At 58.9% G+C, this 25,772-nt stretch carries 20 protein-coding genes; 12 read left to right on the top strand and 8 right to left on the bottom strand.

Annotated features, from left to right (window positions below; genetic code table 11):
- Nucleotides 1-11: 11 nt before the first annotated feature.
- From R3C19_15180 to R3C19_15170, 3 genes are all read left to right on the top strand, one after another.
- A complete protein-coding gene (locus R3C19_15180) occupies nt 12-1,346 on the top strand; it encodes a sulfatase-like hydrolase/transferase (protein MEZ6061689.1) in 1,335 nt (444 codons plus the stop codon).
- Nucleotides 1,347-1,357: 11 nt separating this feature from the next.
- On the top strand, nt 1,358-2,203 hold the full coding sequence (locus tag R3C19_15175) for a hypothetical protein (GenBank protein ID MEZ6061688.1): 846 nt from the start codon (nt 1,358-1,360) through the stop codon (nt 2,201-2,203).
- A gap of 439 nt (nt 2,204-2,642) precedes the next feature.
- A complete protein-coding gene (locus R3C19_15170; GenBank protein MEZ6061687.1) occupies nt 2,643-3,320 on the top strand; it encodes a Uma2 family endonuclease in 678 nt (225 codons plus the stop codon).
- Nucleotides 3,321-3,426: 106 nt separating this feature from the next.
- Here the strand turns inward: R3C19_15170 and R3C19_15165 are convergent, their stop codons facing one another.
- Complete coding sequence (locus tag R3C19_15165) at nt 3,427-5,124, bottom strand: B12-binding domain-containing radical SAM protein (protein MEZ6061686.1); 1,698 nt, start codon at nt 5,122-5,124, stop codon at nt 3,427-3,429.
- A gap of 251 nt (nt 5,125-5,375) precedes the next feature.
- Here R3C19_15165 and R3C19_15160 point away from each other — a divergent pair, with 251 nt between their 5' ends.
- From R3C19_15160 to R3C19_15135, 6 genes are all read left to right on the top strand, one after another.
- Nucleotides 5,376-5,726 carry a hypothetical protein gene (locus R3C19_15160; protein ID MEZ6061685.1) on the top strand — a complete coding sequence of 117 codons (351 nt, stop codon included), beginning with the start codon at nt 5,376-5,378 and terminating at the stop codon, nt 5,724-5,726.
- Nucleotides 5,723-6,391: a CDP-alcohol phosphatidyltransferase family protein gene (locus tag R3C19_15155; protein ID MEZ6061684.1), complete on the top strand. Its 669-nt coding sequence runs from the start codon at nt 5,723-5,725 to the stop codon at nt 6,389-6,391. The genes R3C19_15160 and R3C19_15155 overlap by 4 nt, the downstream gene beginning before the upstream one ends.
- Nucleotides 6,388-7,392 (top strand): phosphatidate cytidylyltransferase, encoded by a 1,005-nt coding sequence (locus tag R3C19_15150; protein ID MEZ6061683.1) that lies wholly within the window; start codon nt 6,388-6,390, stop codon nt 7,390-7,392. Before R3C19_15155 ends, R3C19_15150 begins: the two co-directional genes overlap by 4 nt.
- A gap of 6 nt (nt 7,393-7,398) precedes the next feature.
- Complete coding sequence (locus R3C19_15145; protein MEZ6061682.1) at nt 7,399-8,157, top strand: lysophospholipid acyltransferase family protein; 759 nt, start codon at nt 7,399-7,401, stop codon at nt 8,155-8,157.
- A 400-nt stretch (nt 8,158-8,557) separates the two neighbouring features.
- The gene (locus R3C19_15140; protein MEZ6061681.1) at nt 8,558-9,394 is read left to right on the top strand and encodes a hypothetical protein; all 837 of its coding nucleotides are present in this window, start codon (nt 8,558-8,560) and stop codon (nt 9,392-9,394) included.
- Nucleotides 9,395-9,511: 117 nt separating this feature from the next.
- Entirely contained in the window at nt 9,512-10,447 is a 936-nt protein-coding gene (locus R3C19_15135) for an isoaspartyl peptidase/L-asparaginase (protein ID MEZ6061680.1), read from the top strand.
- 132 nt (nt 10,448-10,579) lie between these two features.
- Here R3C19_15135 and R3C19_15130 read toward each other — a convergent pair whose 3' ends face one another.
- From R3C19_15130 to R3C19_15115, 4 genes are all read right to left on the bottom strand, one after another.
- A complete protein-coding gene (locus R3C19_15130) occupies nt 10,580-11,980 on the bottom strand; it encodes a DUF1501 domain-containing protein (protein MEZ6061679.1) in 1,401 nt (466 codons plus the stop codon).
- A gap of 106 nt (nt 11,981-12,086) precedes the next feature.
- Nucleotides 12,087-13,997 (bottom strand): DUF1549 and DUF1553 domain-containing protein, encoded by a 1,911-nt coding sequence (locus R3C19_15125; GenBank protein ID MEZ6061678.1) that lies wholly within the window; start codon nt 13,995-13,997, stop codon nt 12,087-12,089.
- Nucleotides 13,910-14,518 carry a c-type cytochrome domain-containing protein gene (locus tag R3C19_15120; GenBank protein ID MEZ6061677.1) on the bottom strand — a complete coding sequence of 203 codons (609 nt, stop codon included), beginning with the start codon at nt 14,516-14,518 and terminating at the stop codon, nt 13,910-13,912. Before R3C19_15120 ends, R3C19_15125 begins: the two co-directional genes overlap by 88 nt.
- A 68-nt stretch (nt 14,519-14,586) precedes the next feature.
- Nucleotides 14,587-14,928 (bottom strand): Hpt domain-containing protein, encoded by a 342-nt coding sequence (locus R3C19_15115; GenBank protein MEZ6061676.1) that lies wholly within the window; start codon nt 14,926-14,928, stop codon nt 14,587-14,589.
- 189 nt (nt 14,929-15,117) lie between these two features.
- On the opposite strand from R3C19_15115, the gene R3C19_15110 reads away from it, so the two are divergent.
- Both R3C19_15110 and R3C19_15105 read left to right on the top strand, forming a co-directional pair.
- A complete protein-coding gene (locus R3C19_15110; GenBank protein MEZ6061675.1) occupies nt 15,118-16,077 on the top strand; it encodes a response regulator in 960 nt (319 codons plus the stop codon).
- Nucleotides 16,078-16,092: 15 nt separating this feature from the next.
- On the top strand, nt 16,093-17,811 hold the full coding sequence (locus R3C19_15105; GenBank protein ID MEZ6061674.1) for an ATP-binding protein: 1,719 nt from the start codon (nt 16,093-16,095) through the stop codon (nt 17,809-17,811).
- Between the two features lie 13 nt (nt 17,812-17,824).
- Here R3C19_15105 and R3C19_15100 read toward each other — a convergent pair whose 3' ends face one another.
- Nucleotides 17,825-18,913: a hypothetical protein gene (locus R3C19_15100; GenBank protein ID MEZ6061673.1), complete on the bottom strand. Its 1,089-nt coding sequence runs from the start codon at nt 18,911-18,913 to the stop codon at nt 17,825-17,827.
- A 52-nt stretch (nt 18,914-18,965) separates the two neighbouring features.
- Entirely contained in the window at nt 18,966-19,409 is a 444-nt protein-coding gene (locus R3C19_15095; GenBank protein MEZ6061672.1) for a hypothetical protein, read from the bottom strand.
- 400 nt (nt 19,410-19,809) lie between these two features.
- Between R3C19_15095 and R3C19_15090 the strand changes: the two genes are divergently transcribed.
- On the top strand, nt 19,810-20,292 hold the full coding sequence (locus R3C19_15090) for a hypothetical protein (GenBank protein MEZ6061671.1): 483 nt from the start codon (nt 19,810-19,812) through the stop codon (nt 20,290-20,292).
- A gap of 191 nt (nt 20,293-20,483) precedes the next feature.
- Here R3C19_15090 and R3C19_15085 read toward each other — a convergent pair whose 3' ends face one another.
- Nucleotides 20,484-25,589, bottom strand: a complete 5,106-nt coding sequence (locus R3C19_15085; protein MEZ6061670.1) for a hypothetical protein — start codon at nt 25,587-25,589, stop codon at nt 20,484-20,486.
- Between the last annotated feature and the right edge of the window lie 183 nt (nt 25,590-25,772).

The following is a 25,772-nucleotide window of genomic DNA, read 5'->3' as shown; positions in this document are numbered from 1 at the left end:
GAGCCGACGCGATGCGAAATCGAAACTTTCTCGGATTCGTCCTTGCTCTGATGCTCATCGTGCCGACATGCGCGCGCGCCGCGGACCGACCGAACATTCTGCTGATCATGGCAGACGATGTCGGCAGCGACGCCATCGGCTGCTACGGTGGCCAGAGCTACCCGACACCGCATATCGATAAGCTGGCTGCTGGCGGACTGAAGTTCCGTCACGCCTATTCCATGCCGGTGTGCCATCCGACTCGCATGTGCCTGATGACCGGCCGGTATCCGTTTCGTTTCGGCGCGGCTGGCTCGAAGTGGGGCGACTTCCCCGACGAGGCCGAAGAGCTGGCGATCGGCAACCGCATGCAGCAGGCAGGCTATCGAACGGCCGTGGCCGGAAAGTGGCAACTCTGCCTGATGAAGAACGACGTCGACCATCCGCGACGAACAGGCTTCGACGAATGGTGCCTGTTCGGCTGGCATGAAGGCGGTCGCTATCACGATCCGCTGATCTATCAGAACGGAGTGCGCCGAACGGACACGACCGGCCAATATGGTCCCGATATCTACGTGGACTTTCTGATCGACTTTATGCAGCGAAGTCACCACGCCGACGAACCCTTTTTTGCGTACTATCCGATGGCGTTGTGTCACGACGTCACGGACGATCTGAATGGTGAACTGGTGGCATTTGCAACCGACGACCGCTGGATGGCGTACGGCGAAATGATGGCATCCATGGACGACATGGTCGGCCGGCTGATCACTGCACTCGAACAAATGGGAATTCGTGATGACACGCTGATCCTCTTCACAACCGACAACGGAACCGCGGCGGCCAGCTATTCCAGACTCGACGCCTCCGGAAAGATGACCAAAGAGAAAGTGTTCTCCATCCGCAACGGAACGGTCGTTCCCGGAGGCAAAGGCAAGACCGACGATACCGGCACGCGAGTTCCTCTGATCGCCAACTGGCCGGGTCGCATCGAGCCGGGCACCGAAACGGACATCCTGGTCGACTTCACCGACTTCCTGCCGACGCTGGCGGAAGTCGCGAATCTGCCTCCCGACGACGTCCCCCGCGACGGCGTCAGTTTTGCCCCCACGCTGCTGGGAACTTCTGGCCAGGAACAAAAACGTGACTGGATCTACATCGAACACCGCGGCCAGCGATGCGTTCGGTCACATCACGCAAAGCTGTACAGCGACGGCCGCTTTTTTGATCTGACGACCGATCCTTTGGAATCATCACCGGTCAGCGAAAGCGAACTCACCGGAGAAACTCGCCGCGCGTACGCTCAACTGAACGCGGCGTTGAACGACTTGCAGAAGCCCCTGCCACAGGATCGTCAATCACTGTGACGTCACGTCGCTTGACAAGAATCCTTCTGCTGACGCTCCTGCTTTGCCGGCTCTTGTGTGCCGAAGCGCGGCCACAGGATTCGCGTGCTGCGGCACAGCGACCCCCGGCTGCAGACGACGCGGATGTGCGCCGCGGGTCTCTGATCGCCAAAGCCGGTTTCTCCAATGAAGACCACGTGCGCGACAAACTCAACGACTGGATGGCCGACCCCGATGCTCAAGCCTGGCTCAAGGCGATGAACTATTCGCCAGCCGAAATCCGCAAAGTTCGTGCCGAAAAACCTCACGGCCAAAAGGCGGACGTGGTCGTTCATATCACGATGAACTCGGGACAGAAGCAGACACAGGGGATTTCCATCAAGCTCGTCAGCGGCGAAAGCGGCTTCAATCAGGTCGACAAGCGCTGGCTGAAATCCTACGCCGAAATGTGGAATATGCCGCTGCCTGTGATCAGAGCGATGAAGTTCTACGTCGGCGAAGACGCTCCGTCGCGGCCGAGTCGGCGACCGGATCGAATGTATCTCGACGAACTGCCCGACGAATCTCGCGCCGCCGTTGTTCAGTTCTTCACGAAGAACAAGCGTCGCGTTGTCGAAGACCTGTTCGCCGGCGACGGACCGCAGCCGCCGCAATGGTTCATGGTCACACAGAACACCGAAGACTCGCAGCGGTGGACTCTTCGTGAATTGAACGAGGTCGTCAATTTCTATGCCGAAGGCCATGTCGTCGTGACTCGCGCCGGCAATCTGAAAATCGGTCGCGTCTCCATGCAGCGCAAAGGCGGTGACAACGGAAGAGAAACCGCAAACATGCTGCAGTTCAAAATCAACCCGGTCCTGCTGCTGGACGCACCATAAGCTGGCGGGGTGCAGACACTCGCCACTTGCCGTAACGACCGATGGAATCCGCGCCGACCATCCAACCCCGTGATACAATCCGTGCTTGTTCGACGCGTTTCCGTACCGGGAGACCACAATTGCCGACTTTCACTACCGCCCCGGAATCGACCAAACTGTACGAGCAGATCGGACGGCTGAAAGTCGAGCTGGAGTGGCTCAAGAAAGTTGCCGAGAACTCGTGAGTAGGCTGTGCCCTGGAACGCGCTGCCTTGCAAGTTCAGCCTGCTCGTCTGTTGCGCGCTTCGATCGCGGGCAGCCGGTCGATATGTCGTGCCAACATCGGAGAGCCCGGTGGTCGCCGCGACGGTGGCAATCGCCCCGCGTGAGCTTTCTCGACGCGTGATTGGCAGCGCCGTAGAATACCAATGCGATTCCTATGGCTGAGCAGGAGCAAATCATGTCAACAACGACCATTCCGTCCGTGCCCGAGACGCAGGACTCACCGCCGGGGCGTGGTGGCGCATTCGAAAATGCGGTGGTTCTGTCGCAAATCGACTGGGAAGAGTATGTCCTGCTGCGCGACAAGCCGGGTAATCCCGGACTGCGAATGACGTTCGACGACGGAGTGCTGGAAATCATGACGCTGAGCAGCTTCCACGAACTGATTTCGATGCTAATTCATACATTCATTCACGAATGGCGGATGGCTCGAAACATCCAGATCCGTTCCTCGGGATCAATGACTCTGCGGTGCAAGTCGATCAACCGGGGACTGGAGGGAGATCAGAGTTACTATATTCAGAACGAACCGCGTGTGCGGGCGCTCAACAAGATCGACCTGGAAACCGCTCCGCCTCCCGATCTTGCGATCGAAGTTGAACACAGGGCCGCTGCGATTCGCAAGATGCCGATTTATGCCCGGCTGGGCGTTCCCGAAGTCTGGCGATGGCACGACGAGATGCTGACAATTCATCGACTCGTGGATGGCGAGTACGTTGAGCAGGAAGACAGCACGGCCCTGCCGGGATTTCCTTTCAAGCAGCTTCGCACTGCCTTGTCGCAACGATCAAAGGTTGACGAAACGACGCTCATGCGTCAGTTCCGGCAATCGCTGGAATCCTGCCCGGGCGATTGACGCGGCAGCATCGCGATGCCTCGATGCATGAAAGGCGCCGCCTCCTGGCATGGCGTTCCGGGGCTGAGCCCTGGAACAAGTCGCGAAGGCAGAGCCCTGGAACCAGTCAGCTTGAGGCACACGTGCCCGCGGCAACAGGCAGCAGCGGCTTTACCGCGGACGGCAGATCGTCCGTGCTGAGCGGATACGTGGCGACATCGTTTGCGAAATCGATGCCCACCTGCATTTCTGTGGCGACTCGATCGGCCTGAGCCCCCAGATGCATGAAGGCGGCCATGTGGGACTGACAGAATTCGAATTTGGCCATTCCCATTGGCAGCGCGCGGAGCGTGTTGATCCAATAGTGCCGACGGACCTGCCGGTTGCGAGTCATCCACCAGGCAATTCGGGCCAGCGCTTTGGCAAGTACAATCAGTTCCCGCAGCGAAGGTTGCTGGCGCCGCTCCGGCCGCATCATTCGAGTCGTTCGCATGACTCGCTTCATATACACGTTCGGATCGTAAACGGCCGCGATAATCCGGCGATAGTCGTCGTAGATTTCCCGCCGGTCGCGAGTACTGACGAAGTTCAGTCCGCCGGTTGTGTTGTCGGAACTGGCGGGGTTTTCCAGCCGATAGAGGGTTTCGGACGACGGCGGGATCAGTTGATGGTCGCTGCCGATCATGCGCCCTTCGCGCATTAGACGCCGCGTCAGTTGCGTGTTTGGCAGAGCGACCAGCAGCCCCACCATCGAGACCATGATCCCGGTTTCCTCGATGCATTCGATCATTGCATCGGCGATACCCGGCTTTTCGCTGTCGAATCCCAGAATGAAGCCGGCCGAAATGGAGATGCCGTGTTTGTAGACGTGATGCACGCGTTCCACGATCGGCTTCATGGAATTTATCTTCTTCTGCGTCACGGCCAGAAGATCCGGATCCGGCGTTTCAATTCCCATAAAGACGAAGCGAAAGTCGCAGCGCTTCATCAGGTCCAGCAACTCGTCATCGTCCGCCAGATTCATCGACGCTTCGGTCGAAAAGTAGAACGGGAACTTTCTGCGCTGACACCAGCGTTCGAGTTCCGACAGGAACGACTTCACGAATCTCTTGTTGCCGATGAAGTTGTCGTCTGAAATATCGATCCAGCCGCGATAACCCAGGTCGGCGATACGGTCCAGTTCGGCCAGCACCTGCGGCACCGTCTTGCTGCGGGGTACTCGGCCGTAAAGTTCAATGATGTCACAGAATTCACAATTGAACGGACAGCCACGGGAAATCTGAATTCCCACCTGCAGGTAGTACCGGAAATCAACAAGATCAAAGCGAGGTGTCGGCGACAGTGTCACGTCCGGCTTTCCGTTTGCGGCGAACAGGCCGCAGGGATTTCCGGCGCGCCAGGATTCCATCCACACGGGAATCGACGCTTCGCCTTCGCCCAGTACTCGCGCGTCGGCCCCACAGTAGATGTCCGGCTGGCTGGTGGGATCGGGTCCGCCGACAACGATGTACTTGCCGTCACGGTTCGCGCGGTCAATCAGCGACAGAATGCCGCTTTGCTGCGGGATCATGCCGCCGGTACAGATCACATCGGCGGCTTCCCATTCGTCGTCACTCAGCGGCCGGACATTCAGATCAACCAGCTGAAACGTCCAGTGCTGCGGCAGAATGGCGGCAACCGTCAGCAGTCCCAGAGGTGGCGCGACGGTTCTTGCTCCCGTGGTAGCCGCCGATTCCGTCAGGTTCCAGAAATTGGATGCCCTGAACTCCGGCTGAATCAGCAGGCAATGGACGTTGTCGTCCGGAACGCAATTCGGCCAAGCCATAAGGACAATGTTCTGTGGAATTTCGAAACAGTCAGACAGATACGCACGCGGAATCCGCGAATGCTGCCCCAGTCTGAGACTGCCGCCAGGGCCAGTCAACAGGATTACAATGTCGGAACGGAATCCGCAGACATTCGAAGTCCTGTTGCAGAGTAAATTCTGCACGGACCGTGCATTACACTGCGCTTTATCGCACGAAGTGAATACGCGAGCCTGCCACCATCTTCACACAGGACCTGGGGAGATATTCAGTGAAAACACCCGCTGTCAGCGTTGTGCTGTTCGCGATCGCCGCACTGCTGGGTGCCATCGGACAGTATCTCTACAAGAGCGGCGCGGAATCCGCGCAGGGTTCCGTGATGAGCTACGTGGTGAATCCGCGGCTCGCCGGCGGAGTGATCTGCTATGTGGCCGTGATGGTTCTGTTTGTGGCAGCGTTCAGGAAAGGCGGATCGCTGACGGTCCTGTATCCGATCTATGCCAGCACATTTATCTGGGCTGCTCTGGTCGCCTGGCGAGCCTATGGGACGCCGATCAGAATGGTTAACGTCGCCGGAATGCTGCTGATGATTGCCGGAATGTACCTGATGGGTAAATCATGATCCCGGACCCGCCGTATGCACCCACCGATCGGCGGCCATTGAAGAGCCGCGGTACTGCGTGGGCGAAATGGGCTTCTCACGGACTGGCGAGTGCCGGAGTCTCGCCGAATGCAATTTCGGTATTCGGAATGGTCGCCGCCGGTTGCGCGGGATGCACATTCGCCGCGACATCGCATTGGACGGGGGTACCGCAGAGACTGGCGTGGCTGCTGGGAGCCATCCTGTGCCAGGTGCGGCTGCTGTGCAATCTGTTCGACGGCATGGTTGCGATTGAACGAAAGATCGCATCGCCAACGGGTGAACTCTACAACGAAGTTCCGGACCGCGTTTCGGATTCGGCAATCTTCATTGGCCTGGGCTACGCAGCCGGCGGCGGCGTCACGTTCGGCTACCTTGCGGCTCTTGTGGCCGTATTCGTCGCCTACGTACGAATGACGGCGGCAAACGTCGGAGCACCCAATGACTTCTGCGGACCGCTGGCGAAGCCGCAGCGAATGGCGCTTGTCACGATGCTGGGAGTCTACATGACATTCGCACCGGGCACCTGGCACGGTTTAACGGGTGAGGCACGGGCGGTGCTGCTGGTGGTTATCGCTGGCGGACTCATCACCGCAATCCGCAGGCTGTGGCGTGCGGCCGTATTTCTGGGAGGTCAAACGCAATGACCACCCGGGAGCGGCTATTTGATGTAACGAAGGCGTTTGATCACCCGGTGACTGTCGGCGTTTGCATCGCGATTGTCGCCGGACTGCTTTTCGCGTCGGTGATGATTCGTGTTCTACATCACCGGCGCAGTGTCGACGAGACGACGTTCCGGGAACTCATCACGAGAACCCGATCGTGGTATGTGCTGGCCACGCTGCTGGTTGTCCCGATTCTGCTGGGTGCCGCCTGGGTCATCGGGACTCTTTGCTTCCTGAGTCTATTGTGTTACCGCGAGTACGCGCGCGCGACCGGACTCTTTCGCTGGCCGATGATGAGCAGCGCCGTCGTCGTGACGATTCTGATGGTCTACTTTGCGGTGATCGATCATTGGCCTGGGTTCTTCACAGCGGCGTGGCCTTTGGCGGTCTGCCTGATTTCATTGACCGCTTTGCTCGCGGATCAACCGAAGGGTTTCATTCAGCGGGTTGGTCTCAGCGTCTTCGGATTCGCACTTCTGGGAGCAAGTCTTGGACACCTGGCATACCTGGCAAACGACGCGCTGTTTCGTCCGATGCTGTTATGGCTGCTGCTGACCGTGGAACTCAATGATGTGTTTGCGTACATCGCCGGAAAGAAATTCGGCAGACAGAAACTGGCCCCGAATACAAGCCCCAACAAGACAATCGGCGGGGCGGTCGGAGCATTGATGTTGACGACCATTCTTGTTTCGGTCATCGGGCACTTCGTGTTTCAGAAAACCACACTCGACCATCCGGCACACTTGCTGGTGCTGGGAATGACAATCAGCGTAATGGGACAATGCGGCGACCTGGTCTTGTCATCGATCAAACGCGACCTGGGGATCAAGGACATGGCAGCCACGATTCCGGGCCACGGCGGATTTCTTGATCGCTTCGACAGCCTGCTGCTGGTGGCTCCGGCAGTGTTTCATTACGTCAACTACTTCAAAGCCGGCGGAGTTGGACTCGATCAGGCGACCCGCATCATTAGTGGCGTGTAACGAAACATGAGCAACGAGGAACCGGAATCGGAATGGCAATATGAACCGGCAGCCGACCTGAACCTGTCGGCCGGGGCAGCCCTTCGAAGCGCCGTGCGTGAACCGGGATTGGTTGGCAGCGCCACGACTCGGTGCTGCTGGTTTTTCGTCGAGCGGTGGCTGCGGCGACGATTCGCATTGAAGGTGGAGGGCGGCGACCGATTGCCTTCAAGACCTCCGTTCGTGATGGTCGCCAATCATTCTTCGCATCTGGATGCACTTGTTCTGGGAGCTGCCGCCCCGGCAGCGATTCGTCATCGTTTGTTTCCAATCGCCGCGGGTGACACATTCTTTGAAACACGAACGTCGGCAGTGCTGTCGGCTTTCCTGCTGAATGCTTTACCGATGTGGCGAGACAACTGTGGCCTGCATGCTCTGAAATCGCTGCGTCAACGGCTGGTGGACGGTCGCGGGGCGCTGATTCTGTTTCCGGAAGGAACTCGCACGCGAACAGGCATGATGAACCCATTCAAACCCGGCGCGGGAATGCTGGTCGCCGGAACGGCGGTGCCGGTAATCCCCTGTTACATTCGCGGAGCATTCGAGGCGTGGCCACCGGACGCTAAGCGTCCGAAGTTCGGCGCGGTCTCGGTTTGCATCGGCGAAGCAATGACGTTTGACCAAGTCGAGTACCGTCGCGCGGGCTGGCAACAGATCAGCGATCAGATGCAACAGACGGTTGAAGTATTGCGAACCGGCGTCCGGACTGAAGCACATTCACGCTGAACGGAAACGTCCTGCGATTCCTCGCCATCGCCTGGGTTCAGACGTCCACGGCACTGGCCAGCGAGTTTCCGGCGACACAACGAAATTCTGGAACGAATCGATGTCCGCTCCCACCGCTTCAGAGCTCGCAGAGCCTGGCACCAGTGAGTTGCATGTCATTAACTGCCGTGAATCGGACGTTGACGGTGGCAACTGGCTGCACCGAGTTGCCTGGGCATGGCACTGCGATCGTCGGTTTGCGAGCTTCGGCTAAAGCCACAACAGCGCAGAACAGGCGATCACTCCGGTCGAATCGTTCGCGTGGTGACTTTGAAGTCGGTGCGACAGCGCTGTTACACTCCCGCGCGACCGCATTCCGTACGGTTTGACTCCACCGCGAACCACCGTGAAAGCCAGCGCCATGGCGTTTGAAATCCTATTGTCTCACGTCATGACGCTGCTGATGCTGACTCTGCTGCAGGCGGTGCTGGGGTTCGATAACCTGTTGTATATCTCCATTGAATCCAAGCGAGTGCCCGAGGACAGGCAGTCGTTTGTTCGCAAGCTGGGAATCGGGCTCGCGATACTTTTGCGCATTGCTCTGCTGTTTGCGGTGACAGCGGCGATCGAGAAGTTTTCGAAGCCATTGATCGGCCGCACCTTCGAATCCATTCACGTCAGCTTTGAATTTACTGTGCATTCGCTGATCGTCCTGACCGGTGGGGCGTTCATCATCTACACGGCCGTTAAGGAGATTCACCACATGCTGGCCGATCACGACCTGCACGCGGAGACAGGCGGAAAACGATCCGTCGCGTCGGCGGTGTTCTGGATCGTGACGATGAACGTCATCTTCAGCTTTGATTCCATCCTGAGCGCGATTGCCCTGGCTTCGACGACGGATGCGGAAACAAAGATTCGGACCGTCACGACGGCCAACATGGTGGTGATGTCTCTGGCGATCGTGGCCAGCGGCGTGCTGATGATTGTCCTGGCTGACCGCGTCAGTGAGTTTCTGAAACGCAATCGGCTATATGAAGTCCTCGGCCTGTTCATCCTGTTTATCGTCGGCATCATGCTGGTTTCCGAAGGCGGCCACCTGGCTCACCTGGAACTGTTTTCGTACCACGTCGAACCGATGGCCAAGAGCACGTTCTACTTCGTGATCTTCGTGCTGGTGATTGTCGACGTCGTACAGGGACGGTATCAGCGAAAACTGATGGCCGCAGCGGAAACGAAACGGTCGACAACGTCATGACCACTGATTGACCGTCCGGACTCTGTCGTCTTTGACCGCAAAGGATCTGAAATGTCTCGCAGGCCACGCTGCCGTTATTCGACATGCCCTGTTGTTATCACGCTGGGACTGTTCGTCATGACAACTGTTAATGTCGCTGCCCAGCAGAAGGCTCCCTCGTATGCCATTGCCATCCACGGCGGAGCAGGCAGTGCTCCGGAGAACGATGAGGACCGGTCGAGTCGCGAAGCCGGACTGGAACAGGCACTGTCAGCCGGTGAATTGATACTTAAAGACGGGAGAAGCAGTCTGGATGCCGTCGAAGCCGTCATCCGTGTTATGGAGGATCTGCCGCAGTTCAACGCCGGCCGCGGAGCTGTGTTCAATGCGGCTGGGGGTCACGAACTGGACGCGTCGATCATGGACGGACGCGACCGGTCCTGCGGAGCGGTTGCCGGAGTCCGCACGATCCGTCATCCGATTACGCTCGCCCGCCATGTGATGACGGATACTCGCCATGTGCTGCTCGTCACCGACGGTGCGGAATCCTTCGCTGATGAACTCGGCGATGCGATCGAACGTGTCTCGAACGAATGGTTTTCCACAGATCAACAGCGGAAGAATCTGCAGAAAGCGCAGGCGTTCCGGGAAATGCCCGACGGATTTCGCATCGGGACCGTCGGCTGCGTGGCGATTGATTCTCAGGGCAATATCGCGGCCGGCACGTCCACCGGCGGCCTGACGAATAAACGCTTTGGTCGGGTCGGCGATTCTCCCGTCGTCGGAGCCGGAACGTACGCCGATAACTCAACGTGCGGCGTGTCGTGCACCGGTGTTGGCGAAGACTTCATTCGCCACGCCGTTGCGTACAACATCGCGGCGCGGATGGAGTATCTCGGCGAATCGGTCGAAGAAGCGGTCAGGGCGACGCTGCGGCATCCGAGTCACAGGACAAGTGGCGGCGTGATCGCAGTTTCGAAGGCCGGCAATATCGTCATGGACTTTAATACGGACGGCATGAACCGCGCGGCAGCAGACTCGAATGGCCGGCGGGAGATTCTGGTGGGTAAGTAACGTGTACCAATGGATTGATGCTTCAGTTCCCTGTATCAGCTGGTCATTCCCGCGCAGGCGGAAACGCAGTTGCATACGCTGGGTTTCCGCCTGCGCGGGAATGACGGAGGACACCGCTCCCTTGAATTCGTGTCACGCGAGGATTTCGCTGTGCACCTTTCCGGCGATATCCGTCAGGCGGAAATCGCGGCCGGCGTGGCGGTACGTCAGACGCTCGTGGTCCAGTCCCAGCAGGTGCAGCATGGTCGCGTGAACGTCGTGAATGTGCATCGGCTTTTCGACGGCGTAATAGCCGTATTCGTCGGTCGCGCCGTGGCGCATGCCGCCCTTTACGCCGCCACCGGCCATCCACATCGTGAAGCCTTCCGGATTGTGATCACGGCCGTTCGTTCCCTGAGCCGTCGGCGTGCGCCCGAACTCGCCGCCCCACATCACCAGCGTGTCGCTGAGCAGTCCTCGCTGCTTCAGATCCATCAGCAGCCCGGCAATCGGCTTGTCGACTTCATGTGCGTTCTTTGTATGACCTTCGAACAGGTCGGAATGCTGATCCCACTGGACTTTCGTGTCGCTGTGAGTGATCTGGACGAACCGAACGCCGGCTTCCGTGAATCTGCGAGCCATCAGGCACTGCCGACCGAAGTCTTCGGTCATGCTTTCATCCATGCCGTACAACTGATGAGTGGCCTTGGTTTCCTGCGTGAGATCCTGCACCGCCGGCATCTGTGACTGCATTCGAAACGCCAGTTCGAACGACTTGATGCGGGCTTCCAGCACGTCGGCGTTGGCGGCGTCCTGCAGCAGAGGAGCATTCATCTGCTTCAGCAGCTTCAACTGCAATCGCTGAACTTCCGGCGACCAGCGATCGTTGCTGATGTACTTCACGGCGGCGGACGACGAAGGCTGGCTGGCGACACCCAGCGGAATCCCCTGGCTTTGTGCGGGAAGAAAGGCGGACCCCCAGTTGTTAACACCACCGTGAGCCAGCGTCGGGCAGATCGTGACGAAACCAGGCAGGTTTTCGTTTTCCGTGCCCAGACCATAATTCACCCACGCTCCCATGCTGGGCCGCACGAACGTGTCGCTTCCCGTGTGCAGTTTGAGAGCTGCTCCGCCGTGAGCCGCATTTGTGCCGTGGACGGAATTCAGAAAACAGATGTCGTCAACGCACTTCGCGACATTCGGGAAAAGCGTGCTGACCGGAATGCCGCTTTCACCGTGCGGGCGGAATCGCCACGGCGATCCCAGCAGGTTGTTGGTGGGAGCGAACTGGACACGCGGCTTGTCGAACGGCAGCGGCTTGCCGTGATCCTTCTGCAGTTGCGGCTTGTAGTCGAACGTATCCATGTGCGACGGGCCGCCCTTCATGAACAGAAAGATGACCCGCTTGGCTCGCGCAGCGAAATGAAAGGGTGCTGCTGCCGTCGGAAGGTCGGCAAAGGCCTGCTGCTGCAGCATGGCGGCCATCGCGAGATGTCCGAAACCGACAGCGGTGTTCTGCAGCAGACAACGGCGACTCTGTACGTTGGTATTCATGGCGGGAAGTCTGATGGCGGGATTGCCGGAGGGAGGGATCATCGGGAGTGTCGACAGCACCGTTCGGGACGCGGATCTGCAAAGCAACGGTCGCTGCGGAGTGCTTTTACCTCACATAGACAAACTCATTCGACGCCAAGACGCTTTGGCAAATCGCGGTCCACGCGGCGTCACGTTTTTCATTCTGCTGCGTGATTGCTTCGGCAAACTGCTGCGAGAAGGCCAGCGTTCTCTGGATTTCGTCAGCCGTCGCCGTGCGCCCGAACGCCAGCTGATAAAGTCGTTGAACGCGAGCTTCATCGTCAGGACATTCGCTCAACAGCCGGGAGGATAACTTTGAGGACGCCTGCAAAAACAGCGGGCTGTTCAGCATGTACAGCGCCTGCGGAGCCACGGTTGATGTGCTGCGGTCTCCGTTGGGCACCGCTGCGTCCGTGTAATCGAACAACGCGAAGCCGTCGTACAGGTTGTTGCGGATCACGGGCAGGTACACCGACCGCTGAAACGAATCGTACGACGTATTGTCCTTAGACGTATGGTCAAAGATGAACTCGCGATTACCGACGTTCAGAATCGAACCGCCCTGTTTGTTGTCCAGCAGGCCGCTGACGAACAGTACGCTGTCGCGAATTTCTTCGGCCTCAAGGCGACGCGGGCTGAATCGCCACAGCAGGTGATTCTCCGGATCAATGCCGGTCGCTGTTTCACAATCGCGACTGCTTCGCTGGTACGCTGCCGACAGCATGATTTCGCGGTGAAGTCGCTTCACGGACAAGCCCTGCTCCACCAGTTCGGCGGCCAGCCAGTCGAGCAGTTCCGGATGCGACGGCGGAGTTCCCAGATGACCAAAGTTTTCGGTCGACGCCACCAGCCCGCGACCGAAGTGCCAGCGCCAGATGCGATTGACGAACACTCGTGCGGTCAGCGGATGTGACGGACCCGTCAGCCAGTCGGCAAGCTGTTTCCGGCCGCTTTCTTCGGACGCGATCTGCAGCTTCGACGCATCGGAAAACACAATCGGGACGCCGCGATTCACTCGCCTGCCGAGCGTCAGATGGCTGCCGCGAACATTGATGCGGGCGCTGGCGACTTCGCCTTCGGTGACTCCCATGGCCGTCGGAACAACGGGAACGGAGGATTCCAGTTGCTTCAGTTCTTCTCGCAGGGCCGCAAGGTGTTTCCTTGAGGATTCGGGGAACTGCTCTTCGGCAGCGTTTGCGGCATCGCTGCCGGAAGCCGTCGCGACAGCCGCCCGGGCGTCAGCGATGACGCGTTCGATGTCGGTTTTCTTCGCATCAATCTGTTGCTGATGCTGCTCGATTCGCGCCGTGTCGGCCTTTGTCGCGATCGGGTTTTCGTTCCACTTAGCGATCGTCTTCAGCGACTCCATTGTGTGAGTGCTTTTGAAGATGCCGACCATCGCGTAATAGTCCGCCTGCGAAACCGGATCGAACTTGTGATCGTGGCAGCGAGCACAGCCGAAGGTCATTCCCAGAAACGCTTTCCCAAGCGTGTCGACCTGCTCGTCGACGATGTCCATCTGCAGTTTGACTTTGTCGGTTTCAGCCAGCACCTTTGCGCCAAGTGCCAGGAATCCTGTCGCCGTCAGCAGTTCATTGCGGCGGTCTTCCGGAGTGGCATCACCGATGAGCAGGTCCCCGGCGATCTGCTCACGCAGAAACTGATCGAATGGTTTGTCGGCATTGAAGGAAGCGATCACGTAGTCTCGATAGCGCCAGGCGTTGCCGTGGGCCACGTTTTCATCGAGGCCGTTGGAATCAGCATACCGAACGACATCCAGCCAGTGACGTCCCCAGCGTTCGCCGTAGTGCGGCGATTCGAGCAGGCGGTCGACGACGCGTTCCCATGCCTGCTCGGATTCGTCGGCCAGGAACGCCGCAATGTCTTCGGGAGTCGGCGGAAGCCCCGTCAGATCGAATGTGGCACGTCGAATGAGCTGCTCCTTCGTTGCGGGACCATTCGGCGGAATGCCCTGGTCCTGCAGCGCTGCGAGCACAAACGCGTCGATCGGCGCGTCCCGGCAGCTTCACCGGCGACAGCAGGAATTGTCGGCCGGCGCACAGGCTGGAACGCCCAGAACAGGCGCGCCTGGTCGACATCAAACGGTGGCTTCACTTCGCGCGGAGTCAGGTCGCCGTCCGGGTGATTAGCTCCGTTTTCGATCCATGATCGCAGTGATTTGATGACGTCCGCTGGCAACTTACCGTCGGGAGGCATCTGCAGCGCCTCATCGTTGTACTCAATGGCCGCGATCAGAAGGCTCTCGTCGACGGAACCCGGCACGATCGCAGAACCTGACTTGCCACCGGCGGCCAGCCCCTCAAAACCGTCCAGCCGCAGATCACCTTCCTGAGCATCCGGGCCGTGACACTGAATGCAATGAGCTTCCAGCAGCGGGGCGATCACCGTTTCGAATTCAGGCGCTGGCGCAGCTGCGTCCTGCGCTGATGCAAAGGGAGCCAGAAGGATCGCCGCCATCACGGCTGGCATGATCTTTAGGTTTGCTGTCATGTTCATGGACAAGTCTCCGATGGCTCAGGACGGCTATCCAGTTTATTCAGGGCACCGGGCATAAACAACGTGTGTCAGTCCAGTAACTGCCGGACGGCGGCCCGAACCGAGACGACCTCCCCCAGCAGACGGTGGCTGAGAGTCAGCAGGTCCGCTTCCGCACCGGTTGAGCCGCGTGCCGAAGCCAGCAGTTCGACCTGCAGTGCCAGGTCGCGCTGCTCAACGGCCCCCAGCACGTCGAAGGCAGATTTCAGAGTGTGAGCCGTGCGGGACAGTAACTCATGATCATGTGAAAGGCAGGCAGCTCGCAGTTCGGCTTCCAGTTCGGTGGAACTGCTGACGAATGCTTCGCAGAGTTGATACGCCAATACGGGATCGTTCCCCGTATTCACAAGAAGTTGCTGCTGATCAATCATGCGGACTCACTTCCGCCGCCCGGAAACAGCCGGCACCGGCACATCTGCAAGTTCACATCGCTCTGTTGTGACAGGCACCTGAATCCGGCTACGATATCGAAAGCACCGTTCGGGCTGACAGGTTTGCCATGCTGATGATACCGCGTAGCAGCGACTTCGGCGTGTCTGTTCACAGAAAGAACTGTTCTCATGCCGCGGATTCTTCTGGTCGACGATTCGAAGTTCGATCTGATGTTTGCCGAAAGGCTGCTGGCACGTGTGCCGGAATGGGAAGTCCGCACCGCGACCGACGGAACGGAAGCCGTGGAATTCCTGAAACAGAATAGTTGCGATCTGATTATCAGCGACGTTCGGATGCCGCGGATGGACGGGCTGGCCCTGCTGGGCCACGTCCGCAAACAGCATCCTCAGATTCCGGTGGTGATCGTTACGTCCTTCGGAAGTGAGGAAGTGGCAATGCGGGCTCTGCGACAGGGAGCCGCCAGTTACGTTTCCAAACAGCACCTGGAAGCGTCACTTGCCGAAGCCATTGAGTCCGTCCTGGCCGCGTCGGACGGCGACCGGCAGCGGAGGGCTCTGCTGAGCCAGGTGACTCGGCATTCGCTGGAAATCCGGCTGCCAAACGACCGCAAACAGATCCCCGTCACCGTTTCGTATCTGCAGGAACTGGGCCGTTCTCTGGGAGTCATCGGCGACAGCGATGCCGTTCAGTTCGGAGTGGCACTGGAAGAATCACTCGTCAATGCAATCGTCCACGGCAATCTGGAAGTCAGTTCCGATCTGAAGGAGTCGGGGCAGGACCACTACGAACAGATGATTGCCGCGCGACGCGTTGAGTCGCCGTATCAGGAGCGCCGTGTGACGATTGACGCACTGTTCACCTGCGATATGGCCGAAATCACGATCCGCGATGAAGGCCCAGGGTTCGACGTCGCAGCGCTGCCCGATCCTCGCGACCCGGAGAATCTGCTGCGTGCCAGCGGCCGGGGGCTGTTGCTGGTCCGCGCGTTCATGGACAGAGTGACATTCAACGACGAAGGGAATGCCGTCACGATTGTGAAGCGCCGCCGCAGCGATGCCGACGCTTCCGGCAGCGACGACTGTGCCGCGGCAAACTCGGAAAGACAGTCCGCTGCCGCGTGTCGATGAACGAGGGAAGATCCTGTGACTCTGGCGACACTGCTGGTCGTCCACGGACCAAATCGTGGCACGCGGTTTCAAGTCACTTCCGACGAAGGTGCCATCGTCATCGGACGCAGTGTCGGGTCGCAGGTGCGGCTCGACGACAGCGAAGTTTCTCGTCAACACGCGAGAATCGTTCCCGATGGTTCCGGATTTCGCGTCGTCGATCTGAATAGCGCCAACGGCATCCGCGTGAATGGGCAGCGGACTTCCGATGCCCGCCTGCGAAACGGCGATTCCATTCGGCTGGGTGCAACTCTGCTGACGTTTCAACTGGACCAGGCCGAAGACACCGCAAACGCCTCAGCCGATCAGGTGCAACTGGTTGACGACTTCCTGGCCGAACCGCAATCGGCGATCGTGCGGCAGGTGCGGGCCGATTCCGCGTCGTCGCTGGCGCTATGGTCCGAACAGCGCGGCGGACTCGAACTGCTGTACCAGGTCGCCGAAGAACTGGTCCGACCGGTGCATACGCTGGAATCACTGCTGCAGCGAATTCTGGAACTGACGCTGACCGCGATTCGGGCCGATCGGGGCTGCTTTCTGCTGAAGGAAGCCATCGGCGAAGAATTGACACCGATCGCGTTTCAGAAGCGGCGACCGGACCAGGGAGCACCTGATCAAATGCAGATCTCGCGGTCGATTACCGGACATGTGCTTAAACACGGTCAGGCCGTCCGCACGTCCGACGCACTGCACGACGCCCGGTTTTCCGGAGGAAACAGCATCGTTGCTTCCGGAACTCGCGAAGCCATCTGTGCACCGATGAAGGGCCATGAAGAACTTCTGGGAGTCCTGTATATCGATACGACCACTATCGGTGGCGATGGTGGAGTGGTGCTCAGCGGGGAACACCTCAACGACGAACACCTCAAAGCCGTGCTGGCGGTCGCTCGCCAGTCAGCTCTGGCGGTGGAGGCCCGACGTCATCAGGAAGCTTTTCTGAAGGCGGAACGCTTCGCCGCCATGGGACAGACGATCGCAGTGCTCAGCCACCACATCAAGAATATCCTGCAGGGCATTCGCGGAGGCAGTTACCTGATTCAAACCGGCCTGGATCAGTCTCGGGAGGAGCAGATTCGCCAGGGCTGGGGAATCGTGGAACGCAATCAAAACCGGATCTTCGATCTGGTGACCGATATGCTCTCGTTCAGTAAGGATCGTGTCCCGAATCTGAAACCCGCTCAACTGAACGATGTGTGTGGCGACATCGCGGACCTGATGGCGCTGCAGGCGGAAGAACGCGGCGTTCGTTTTCAGTTCGAACCCTGCGAGAATCTGCCCGTTGCGGCATTCGACGAAGACGGCATTCATCGCGCGGTGCTGAACATCGCCTCCAACGCCATCGACGCCGTCGAAGGTACTGACGGCGGGGCCGTCGTCATGCAGACCGGATTCGATTCCCGCTCTGACATGATGATGGTGGCTGTCTCCGATAATGGTCCCGGCATACCGGAAGAACAGCGCGGTACGGTCTTCAATCTGTTCGAATCGTCCAAAGGGTCGCGCGGAACCGGAATCGGACTTCCCGTCAGCCGCAAGATCATCCGGGAACACGGCGGCCGCATCTCAATTGAAGGCGCTCCGGGTGAAGGCACTCGGTTTGTGCTGTGCTGGCCCCGCGGATCGGTGGAATCCCAAACCGCACCGTTCGGAAGTGAAACGATTGTCCCGCACGGCACCGGCCCGGCTGCCGATTGATACCGCCAGCCCGCTACCAGGAAGGCCGGGCGCGCCCCGCTGCGGCAGGCGAATCGGTCGTGTCGAACTCTGAGTCGGTCGCGCCGGTCTCACGAAAGACTGAACCAAACGGACTGTCGACGTCCCAGTCCGGCGCCTCCAGGTCGTGCCCCGGACTGCCGCTGCCGTTAAACTGCGGTTGCTCAAGCCGAATCGATGGACCGCCCAGGAAAGGTTCCCGTTTCGGCGGCGGGATCACAATGTTGTTTTTTTGCAAATGCTGCCGAAGATTGACGCCCAGATCTACCACTTCCATTGCCTTGCCGCTCGGCACTTCCCAGATCGCGGCAGGCAACGTCGGGTTGGTTTCGATCTGCTCGAACGTCAGCGAGATTTCAGAATTCATCTGTGGAAAATCCAGCGTGACGGCGGTCGGGATCACGCGCCCCTGAAACGGCCGGTGGTCGCTTAGCTGAGCCCGCACCAGCAGATTCGCGTGGTCGTCGTAGACTGCATGCTCCTTCACCACCCCTTTCACCGTGTCCACGCGAATGACACGTCTCAGGCTGCGTCCTTCCGGGCTGCGTTCATTCGCGTTCAGACAGAGCACACGGGACGCTTCTTCACTCAAAAAGTAGTCTTCCGGTTCCAGCGGTGTGACGCCCAGCACCAGCATCAGCCAGCTCGGGTCGATGTACGGGACGCCGGTGGGAACCTGCTGCAGCAGGGCGGTGTCCTCATGCTGCCATGTCAGCACCGCGGATTCACCAGGCTGCACGTACACCCAGCATCGTTCGGAATTCGACCCCAGATCCGCGTGAGCAATAACATTGTCGGCAACAAGGTGAAAATACCGCGGAGCCTGACAGGCAATCGAACCGCTCAGCCGCTGCGACGGCATCCCCGGCATCCGAACCGTCATCTTCGTCCGAGTGCTGCGCCAGGAATCCATGCCGACAACCTGACTGTTGATGTACTCCACCAGCTCATCCCGACTCAGCGTCATCGGCAAAGCGGGATCTGCCGGCACAACCTCACTTTTTCGCCACCAGCGGTTCAACTGACAGCCGCAGACCGTCAGCAGCAGCAGCAGACAGATTGCCAGACGTTGAAGTACTTGCACGTACATTGTCTTCCCTGATCTCGAATGGCTCATCCGTGAGCGGTTCGTGCAGTCACGCGGCGTCGGCAGTTCCAAACAACTGAGACTGTATCTCCAGGATGCTGTCGCCGGCGAGTTCAACTTCGGTGACCGTGAATGGCCCTTCGCCGCCTGATCCGATCAGCCGCATTGACGACTGCCCTTCGGTCTCCACGGTCTCTTCCAGAATCAGTCGTTTCTTTCGCAGCAGCAGCAGCGCAAGAACATACAGATGCTGTTGCTCCACGACATTCGGTGATTCGCACAACTGCAGGAAGTATTCAAACAGCGAACTTGTATCCAGGCGACGCTCGCCGGATTCCTGTTCGGGCGGAACAACGCATCTCCAATACCCAACAGCATTCGGCGGAGGCTCGGTCCAGCCCTCCGCACTGAAATCCTGTCGAACCAGCCGTCCCTCTTCTTCAACCAGCGCTGACCAACAGATGTCGCCGGGTGTTAACGCCTTTCCCGTCACGGCACATGTCCGTGAAACTGGCCGTATGTTGAATTCCATATGCCCGATCGTACGGAAATCGGCAAATTCGGCCAAGACGAAAGTCAACAGCCGGAAGTCCGCACGGATCGCACAAACCGCCCACGTGTCGTGTCTTATGCAGTCGGATCAGAATATCGGCGAAATCCGCTGAGTTTTTCAGGCTTCGCAGCCTACCGTGATTAACAGCGGTCGCCACGACGCGCCAACACGACGCCGGGCACCGCAGAAATGGCACCGCCACGGAAAGCAGCTCTTGACGGATCGTCACGGTGGGCAAGAGTTGTCATGCAGGGGCGAGTCCGGACGTCGTCCCTGCGGCGAAACACTCGCACCGTTCAGTCGAATTCACTCAATTTTCACAGGGAAGGAAAGGACAGCGATGAAGAAACTCGGTCGAATCGGGTCATTGTGCATGACCCTGGTTGTTGCTGGTTCCGTCGGCTTCGCGCCGGCACAGGATCCGCCAGTCCTGACGCCGATTCCGGAGGCACCGTACGGCGACATCTACAGCGACGGCGACGTCAACGGTGGCGCGGAGATCTACAGCGACGCGGCACCGTATGGGCAAATCTACTCCGAACCCGTGGCGCCGCTGTTCCAGCGCGTCAGGTACAAAGACCTCAGGGAGATGGCTCCGTGCGCCGTCACGAAGATCATCAAGGTCAAGGATCCCTGTGCATGCAAACACGACTGCGACTGCTGCGGTCCGAAGTGCGTCTACATCAGCATCTGCGTGCCGCCGTGTGCCTGCGAGAGCATTCAATGTCGTCGCGACGGCAATCGCGTTCGATACAACTACGGTGAGTACAAGGTCGATGTTCGCGTCAGGAAGGGATACATCGAAGTCGACTATCAGGATTAGTGCCGGTCGATTTGATCTGGCAGACATTCCGTGACGACGAAAAAAACGGGGCCGGCGGATATCCGCCGGCCCCGTCTCCGTTGTCACCAGGCTCGCACGTTCATTTCGGCGTGATCGTCGTCACCACAACTCGCCGCCACATGGCAGCATCCTCTGTGACGCCGAATCAGCCGCCAATTCGCGCCGGGAGCCTACTCTTCTTCATTGCGAACACGACGTCTCCTCGTTGACGCCGCGATCCCGATTGCCACTGCGGCAGCGGAATACGACCGCTCCTGTTGTTCAGCGGGCTGCACGACGGCTTCGTCAATGACAGCTGCCGGAACGCCGGGAAGGTTGTCGCTATCGGCATCGTCAAACTGCAGCTCCACACCAGGCAGTTCTGACCAGAATCCATCAACGGCGAATGCTTCCAGCACGGCGTCCAACTGTCGGTAGTTCTCGTCTTCGGCCGATGCGGGAACTTCTTCCAAAACAGCCGTCTGCGCTTCCACAGCGTTCGAATGATACGTGGCCACGACGGCTGCAGGATGAACCGTGATGCTGTGCAGATTGTCCTTCCAGTCAGTGACATCCAGTGACGTTACGATCGCCTCGGCGGCAGACTCACCCGGGATCAGCGGAGAGGCAAAGCCGTCGATCGCAGGAACTTCAGCAGACACGACCCGGAAGTCGCGCGGCTGGCTCCATGCCGTTGACGGATTGCCGTCGACGTTCAGGCCTCTCACCCACCAGCGGTAGGTTCCCGGCGACAGCAGCGTGGTCTGCTGATACGACGTGCCAGTGATTCCCGTCGGATGAGCAACTTCCTGCTGTCCCAGATTCGTGATCTGTTTCAGAATCAGTTCGTAGGCGACAGCAGGCCCGCCGGCGTTCCAGGTGAATGTCGGCGTGTTGTCTGTCGTCACTCCGCTGGGACTCAACAGAGTCGGAGCATTCGTCGGAGCCGTGTTGATGGAAAAGACAATCGGGTTACTCCACTGGGAGTCATTTCCCTGAGCGTCAAATCCTCTGACCCATGCCCGGAACGTTCCGTTCTGCAGCGGCAGGTCGGGCGTGAATGAGGTTCCGGTCAATTGAGTTTCATAGACCGCACGCGATACGCCGGTCGTCGTATTATTGACCCAAAGTTCATACCGGACATATTCCGGCACGCCGGTCCATGTAAATGTCGGCCGACCGGTGTTTGTGATAGCACCGGAGGGACCGGTCATCGCCGGTGCCGGAATAAAGAATGTCTGAACAGCGCTCCACGCGCCCGGAGTCCCGTCCGCCGTGAATGCCCGGACCCACCAGCGGTGTCCGGGATTGATCAGCTTCACGGCCGGGTCGGTGTACTTGATTGTCGTCGCCCCGTTGACGTGCGGAATATCGTTGTTGTAGATCACTCTCGTCGCAGGATTCGAACCGGCCCGGTTTACCCACAACTCGTAGTGGTCAGCACCGTCGATGGCCGTCCAGACGAACTCCGGAGTCCGATCCGTCACCGTTCCGGTCGGCGAAATGGCAGTCGGACCGACCCGGAAGTCAACCTGCAGATCATAAGCCGGACTCCACAGACCCGGCTCTCCGTCGTCCGCCAGCGGGCGTACCCAAATCCGGTACTGGCCGTTATTAAGCGGTGTTGTCGGCGTATATTCGCGGGGAGCACCGGGCTGAAGCTGCAACGCGGGCAGGTAGATCACGCGCTTTGGCGATGTCAGCGGCACTGTGTTTCCGGACGTGTCCTTCGTTTCGCCGCTCAACTGCGTGACCCACAGTTCGTATTGGTTCGCACCAAGTCCTGTCCAGGTAATCGTCGGTGTCCGGTCAAGGATGGAATGCGTCGCGGGTGCGGGTCCCGTCACCATGATTCGTGAAATCTCGAACTGCGTCGCCGGGCTCCAGTCGCCGGCATTTCCGTTGTCGTCGATTGCCTGCACCCATGCGGTGTAGGTTCCTACCGGCAGTGAATTGATAACTTCGAAACTTGCCGTCAGCCCATCCAGAGAAACGGATGTCGTTCCGTCAATGAATTCTTCGAAGACGATCCGCGGAGTTGCCACAGGCGTCCGTTGGTTCACCCACAGCACATATCGTTCTGTGTTGGGTACAGCGTTCCAGACAAAGTTCGGACTTGTGTCAAACCCGGACTGTCCATTGGCCGGATTCTGAAGCTGGATCTGGACAATCTCAAACTCATAAGGAAGGCTGGACGTGCTGCCGTCAGCGTTCGTCGCAGTGACAATGACTTCGTACTGACCGGGAGCCAGGCTCGCGGGAACCGTGAAGGAATTCGATGTCAAACCGGTTTGCGAAACGACGCCGTTCTGCCCGGTGCTCAGATTGTTGATCACCAGCGAGAACGTCCCGGTCGCATTGATCCAGTCAATGGTGGGTGTGGAGTCGCTGGTAACCGGGAACGGGCTGATGATTTCCGGCCGAGTCGGTACTCCAACAATAACGGTCACGAATGCAATGTCCGTCTTGTTCGAGTTGTCCGTCACACGCAGCGCGACAATCCGGTCGCGGTCGGTATTGTACGACGTCGATGCCGTGACGCCGGTCGCATCGACGGTAAACGTTGCGTTCTGATAGTCAAAGTCCCATTCATACAACACAAGCGAACCGGCACCTGGGTTGGTGTGCGTGGATGCCGAACCGTCGAAGCTGACCGTTTCGCCCTGGCCAACGGGATTGGGTGTCGCTGTGAATGATGCCACCGGATCGCTGACGAGAAACTCAACGGCACCGATGTCGATGGCAAAAACGGCATCCGCGTCGCCTTCAATGAGTCGCGGATTTCCAATCTGATCCACCTCATCAAACAGCGAATTACCCGCTGCCGGAATGAACAGATTGCGATTTCCGGCATCAACGCCGCGAGCGCGAGCCGAAGCCGCCGAATTGGAGATCGTTTCCGTCGCCGCCTGTGTGACCGTCAACTGGACGTTGGACTGAATGCTCTCGACAACGAAGTTCGTGTCGCCGATTGTCAGTACGGAGCCAATCAGCACTTCCGTCGTAAACTGCGTTCCCGATCCAGTGACGATTCGCGTTGCGTTTGTGATCGAGACTGTTCCAGTCAGGTCGATACGACCGTAGGCAAACGGGTGATGCCAGGTTCCGTTTCCGCCGGCGCTGGTTACCGGAATCAGTCCGGCAGTCAGAACGGGAGCGCCACCCGTAACGCCACCCGCGATGTCGGATGCAACCAGCGCGGAATCTGCCCGAGTGCCGTTTAGATTGCCAATCAGGTTGTTGCCTGACGACGTCAGTCGGCCGGAAAGATCCGGTCGGCCGAACCCGGCGTGGTTGATATCGATGATTGTGTTCCCGAGCGTCGCCATCCCGCCTTCTTCGACGTACAGTCCGCCGCCGAGAGCCCCCGCCGTGTTGGCGGCAATCGTGGAGTTGATGGAATTCAGCCGGGCCGGAGCGATTACCGGAGTCAGCAGCGTATTGACTTCGTCTTCGGTACCTTCCGTGTAGATACCACCGCCGCGAGACACGGCTGAGTTTGTCGACACGGTCGTGTTGCGAAGGTTGGCAATGCCAAGGTTATACAATCCGCCGCCGCGCGATCCCGCGACGTTAAATGAAATGGAAGAACGCTCGGAATTCACCGTACCAAGGTTATAGATGCCGCCGCCCTGATTGAAGGCTTCGCTATTGACGATATTGACGTCCAGCAGGTTCAGGATTCCGGCATCCGTCAGAACAGCACCAGCGGAATCGAGAATACGACCTTCAACAAAGACACCACCGCCGTCCGCTGCCCGGCCGCCGCGAATGGTCAGGTTTTCAAGACTCAGCGTCGCTCCCGGATGGACGTGGAAGATGCGATCCAGGGCAGCGGCATCGATGATTGTGCTGCCGGCACCGGCACCCACGATGCGGATGCTTTCCGTGATGTCCAGGTCTCCCGTCGCGGCGGCATCCTCAAAGGCTCCCGCAAGTGACAATGTGTACGTGCCGGCTGCCAGTTGCAGGACATCCAGTCCCGGCGATGCGTTGGCTTCCATGATGGCGGCACGCAGCGACGCGTTGCCATTTCGGTCAGCAAACAAGCCGTTGCCCGGATCGGCATCCACCGAATCGCCGGTGAACGTGATTTGATTTGTCAGCGTCCAGGACTCCGTCGCGTCACCAACCAGCAACGCGCTGTCGACATCCATGATTCCAGAACCGGCCGCCGTCAGCGTGAGTTCGTACACTGTCGCACTGCCGTCGGCCTTGCCAAGTCCGGTCAGACTTCCCAGTCCTGTCACCTGGTAGACGTCCGGAGTGACTTCCACAACCGAGGCTCCGGAGAGATTCAGTGCGACGCCATCGCGTGTCAGCGTGAAGTCGCTGATGTCCACGCCGGTAACATCTTCACTGAACATCACTGTGATCGTATCCACAGCGGCATTTCGGGGATCGGGACTCACGTCGACCACATCCAGCACGAACGGATCCTGGTCCGGGATATTGACCTGAGCCGTGCCTCCGTTACCTCCGTCGGTCTGACCGGCACCTTCACCGCCATCGTTTGCCGGAGCACCGTTCACAGGAGGAAGCGGGGTACCGGGAGCGTTGATCGTCAGATCATAGCTTCGAACGGTGCCGTAGTTGAACGGCTTGCCTTCGACCGCGATTCCCAGGTTGGATTGTTCGTTGCTCAGGACTTCGATGATGTAGGTACGGCCGGCAACAACGTCCACCGTCAGTGTTCGCGTTCCCGTGGCAGGCACGACGGTACGAACCGGCGAACCGTCTGCCGCACGCACCATCGGTACTTCTTCCGTCGGCAGCAGCGAGTCGATTTCGTAGATCAGGTACTGAAGCGAATCGCCCAGAGCGTCCGTCGCACTGACGACGACGTCCAGCGATCCGGTGTCACCGGCGACAAACTTGTAGTAGTCGCGGTCACCCTTCGTTTCGATGGTCAGATTGCCGTTCATCGCAAGATCGTTGACGGAAAAGCCGGCGCCCGCGACTGTGCCCAGGTCGTAGGCACCCGCAAAGCTGTCGTTCTGTTCCAGAGAGTCGGCCTGAATCGGTTCTTCACCGGGCAGGACGTTGAAGATATCACCGCGGTCCAGTGAGTAAGGCGTATTTCCGATGAATCCCGGAATATTGACTCCCGTGTCCCACTGATAGTCATACCCCGACAGGTCCATCTGAATTGTGTCGAAGAAGTCGCTGGAACCAAGGGCAGCATTGGCCTGCGGGAAGTCGTTCTGATTGACGAAGTCCGATTCAATTCGCATCGTGGGCGTGCCGTGGCCGTCATACGACCAGTTGGTAATCAGCATCCCACCGTCGTCGATCATGGGACGGAAACTGGGCACATCTCCGACATTGTCGAAATAACCCATCGTCCGGGTCAAATTTCGTTTCGACCTGACCCGATGAAGTCACCATCGGGGTTAAGGTCTGTGTGGGCATGGTCACTTGGCGGTGACGTCGAGGCGATGACATTTCGCGATTTGAAATAGTCCTCGACATTGTCCAGA

Source organism: Planctomycetaceae bacterium (assembly GCA_041398785.1).
Taxonomy (GTDB): Bacteria; Planctomycetota; Planctomycetia; order Planctomycetales; family Planctomycetaceae; genus JAWKUA01.
This window is presented reverse-complemented; position numbering and strand designations above follow the sequence as displayed.

What these genes read in the sequence shown, in the direction of transcription:
- R3C19_15110 (MEZ6061675.1), top strand. Translation starts at nt 15,118, where the DNA reads ATGCCGCGGATTCTTCTGGTCGACGATTCGAAGTTCGATCTGATGTTT.
- R3C19_15150 (MEZ6061683.1), top strand. Translation starts at nt 6,388, where the DNA reads ATGACCACCCGGGAGCGGCTATTTGATGTAACGAAGGCGTTTGATCAC.
- R3C19_15090 (MEZ6061671.1), top strand. Translation starts at nt 19,810, where the DNA reads ATGAAGAAACTCGGTCGAATCGGGTCATTGTGCATGACCCTGGTTGTT.
- R3C19_15145 (MEZ6061682.1), top strand. Translation starts at nt 7,399, where the DNA reads ATGAGCAACGAGGAACCGGAATCGGAATGGCAATATGAACCGGCAGCC.
- R3C19_15085 (MEZ6061670.1), bottom strand. Translation starts at nt 25,589, where the DNA reads ATGATCGACGACGGTGGGATGCTGATTACCAACTGGTCGTATGACGGC.
- R3C19_15180 (MEZ6061689.1), top strand. Translation starts at nt 12, where the DNA reads ATGCGAAATCGAAACTTTCTCGGATTCGTCCTTGCTCTGATGCTCATC.
- R3C19_15140 (MEZ6061681.1), top strand. Translation starts at nt 8,558, where the DNA reads ATGGCGTTTGAAATCCTATTGTCTCACGTCATGACGCTGCTGATGCTG.
- R3C19_15165 (MEZ6061686.1), bottom strand. Translation starts at nt 5,124, where the DNA reads ATGGCTTGGCCGAATTGCGTTCCGGACGACAACGTCCATTGCCTGCTG.
- R3C19_15130 (MEZ6061679.1), bottom strand. Translation starts at nt 11,980, where the DNA reads ATGAATACCAACGTACAGAGTCGCCGTTGTCTGCTGCAGAACACCGCT.
- R3C19_15135 (MEZ6061680.1), top strand. Translation starts at nt 9,512, where the DNA reads ATGACAACTGTTAATGTCGCTGCCCAGCAGAAGGCTCCCTCGTATGCC.
- R3C19_15170 (MEZ6061687.1), top strand. Translation starts at nt 2,643, where the DNA reads ATGTCAACAACGACCATTCCGTCCGTGCCCGAGACGCAGGACTCACCG.
- R3C19_15115 (MEZ6061676.1), bottom strand. Translation starts at nt 14,928, where the DNA reads ATGATTGATCAGCAGCAACTTCTTGTGAATACGGGGAACGATCCCGTA.
- R3C19_15120 (MEZ6061677.1), bottom strand. Translation starts at nt 14,518, where the DNA reads ATGAACATGACAGCAAACCTAAAGATCATGCCAGCCGTGATGGCGGCG.
- R3C19_15155 (MEZ6061684.1), top strand. Translation starts at nt 5,723, where the DNA reads ATGATCCCGGACCCGCCGTATGCACCCACCGATCGGCGGCCATTGAAG.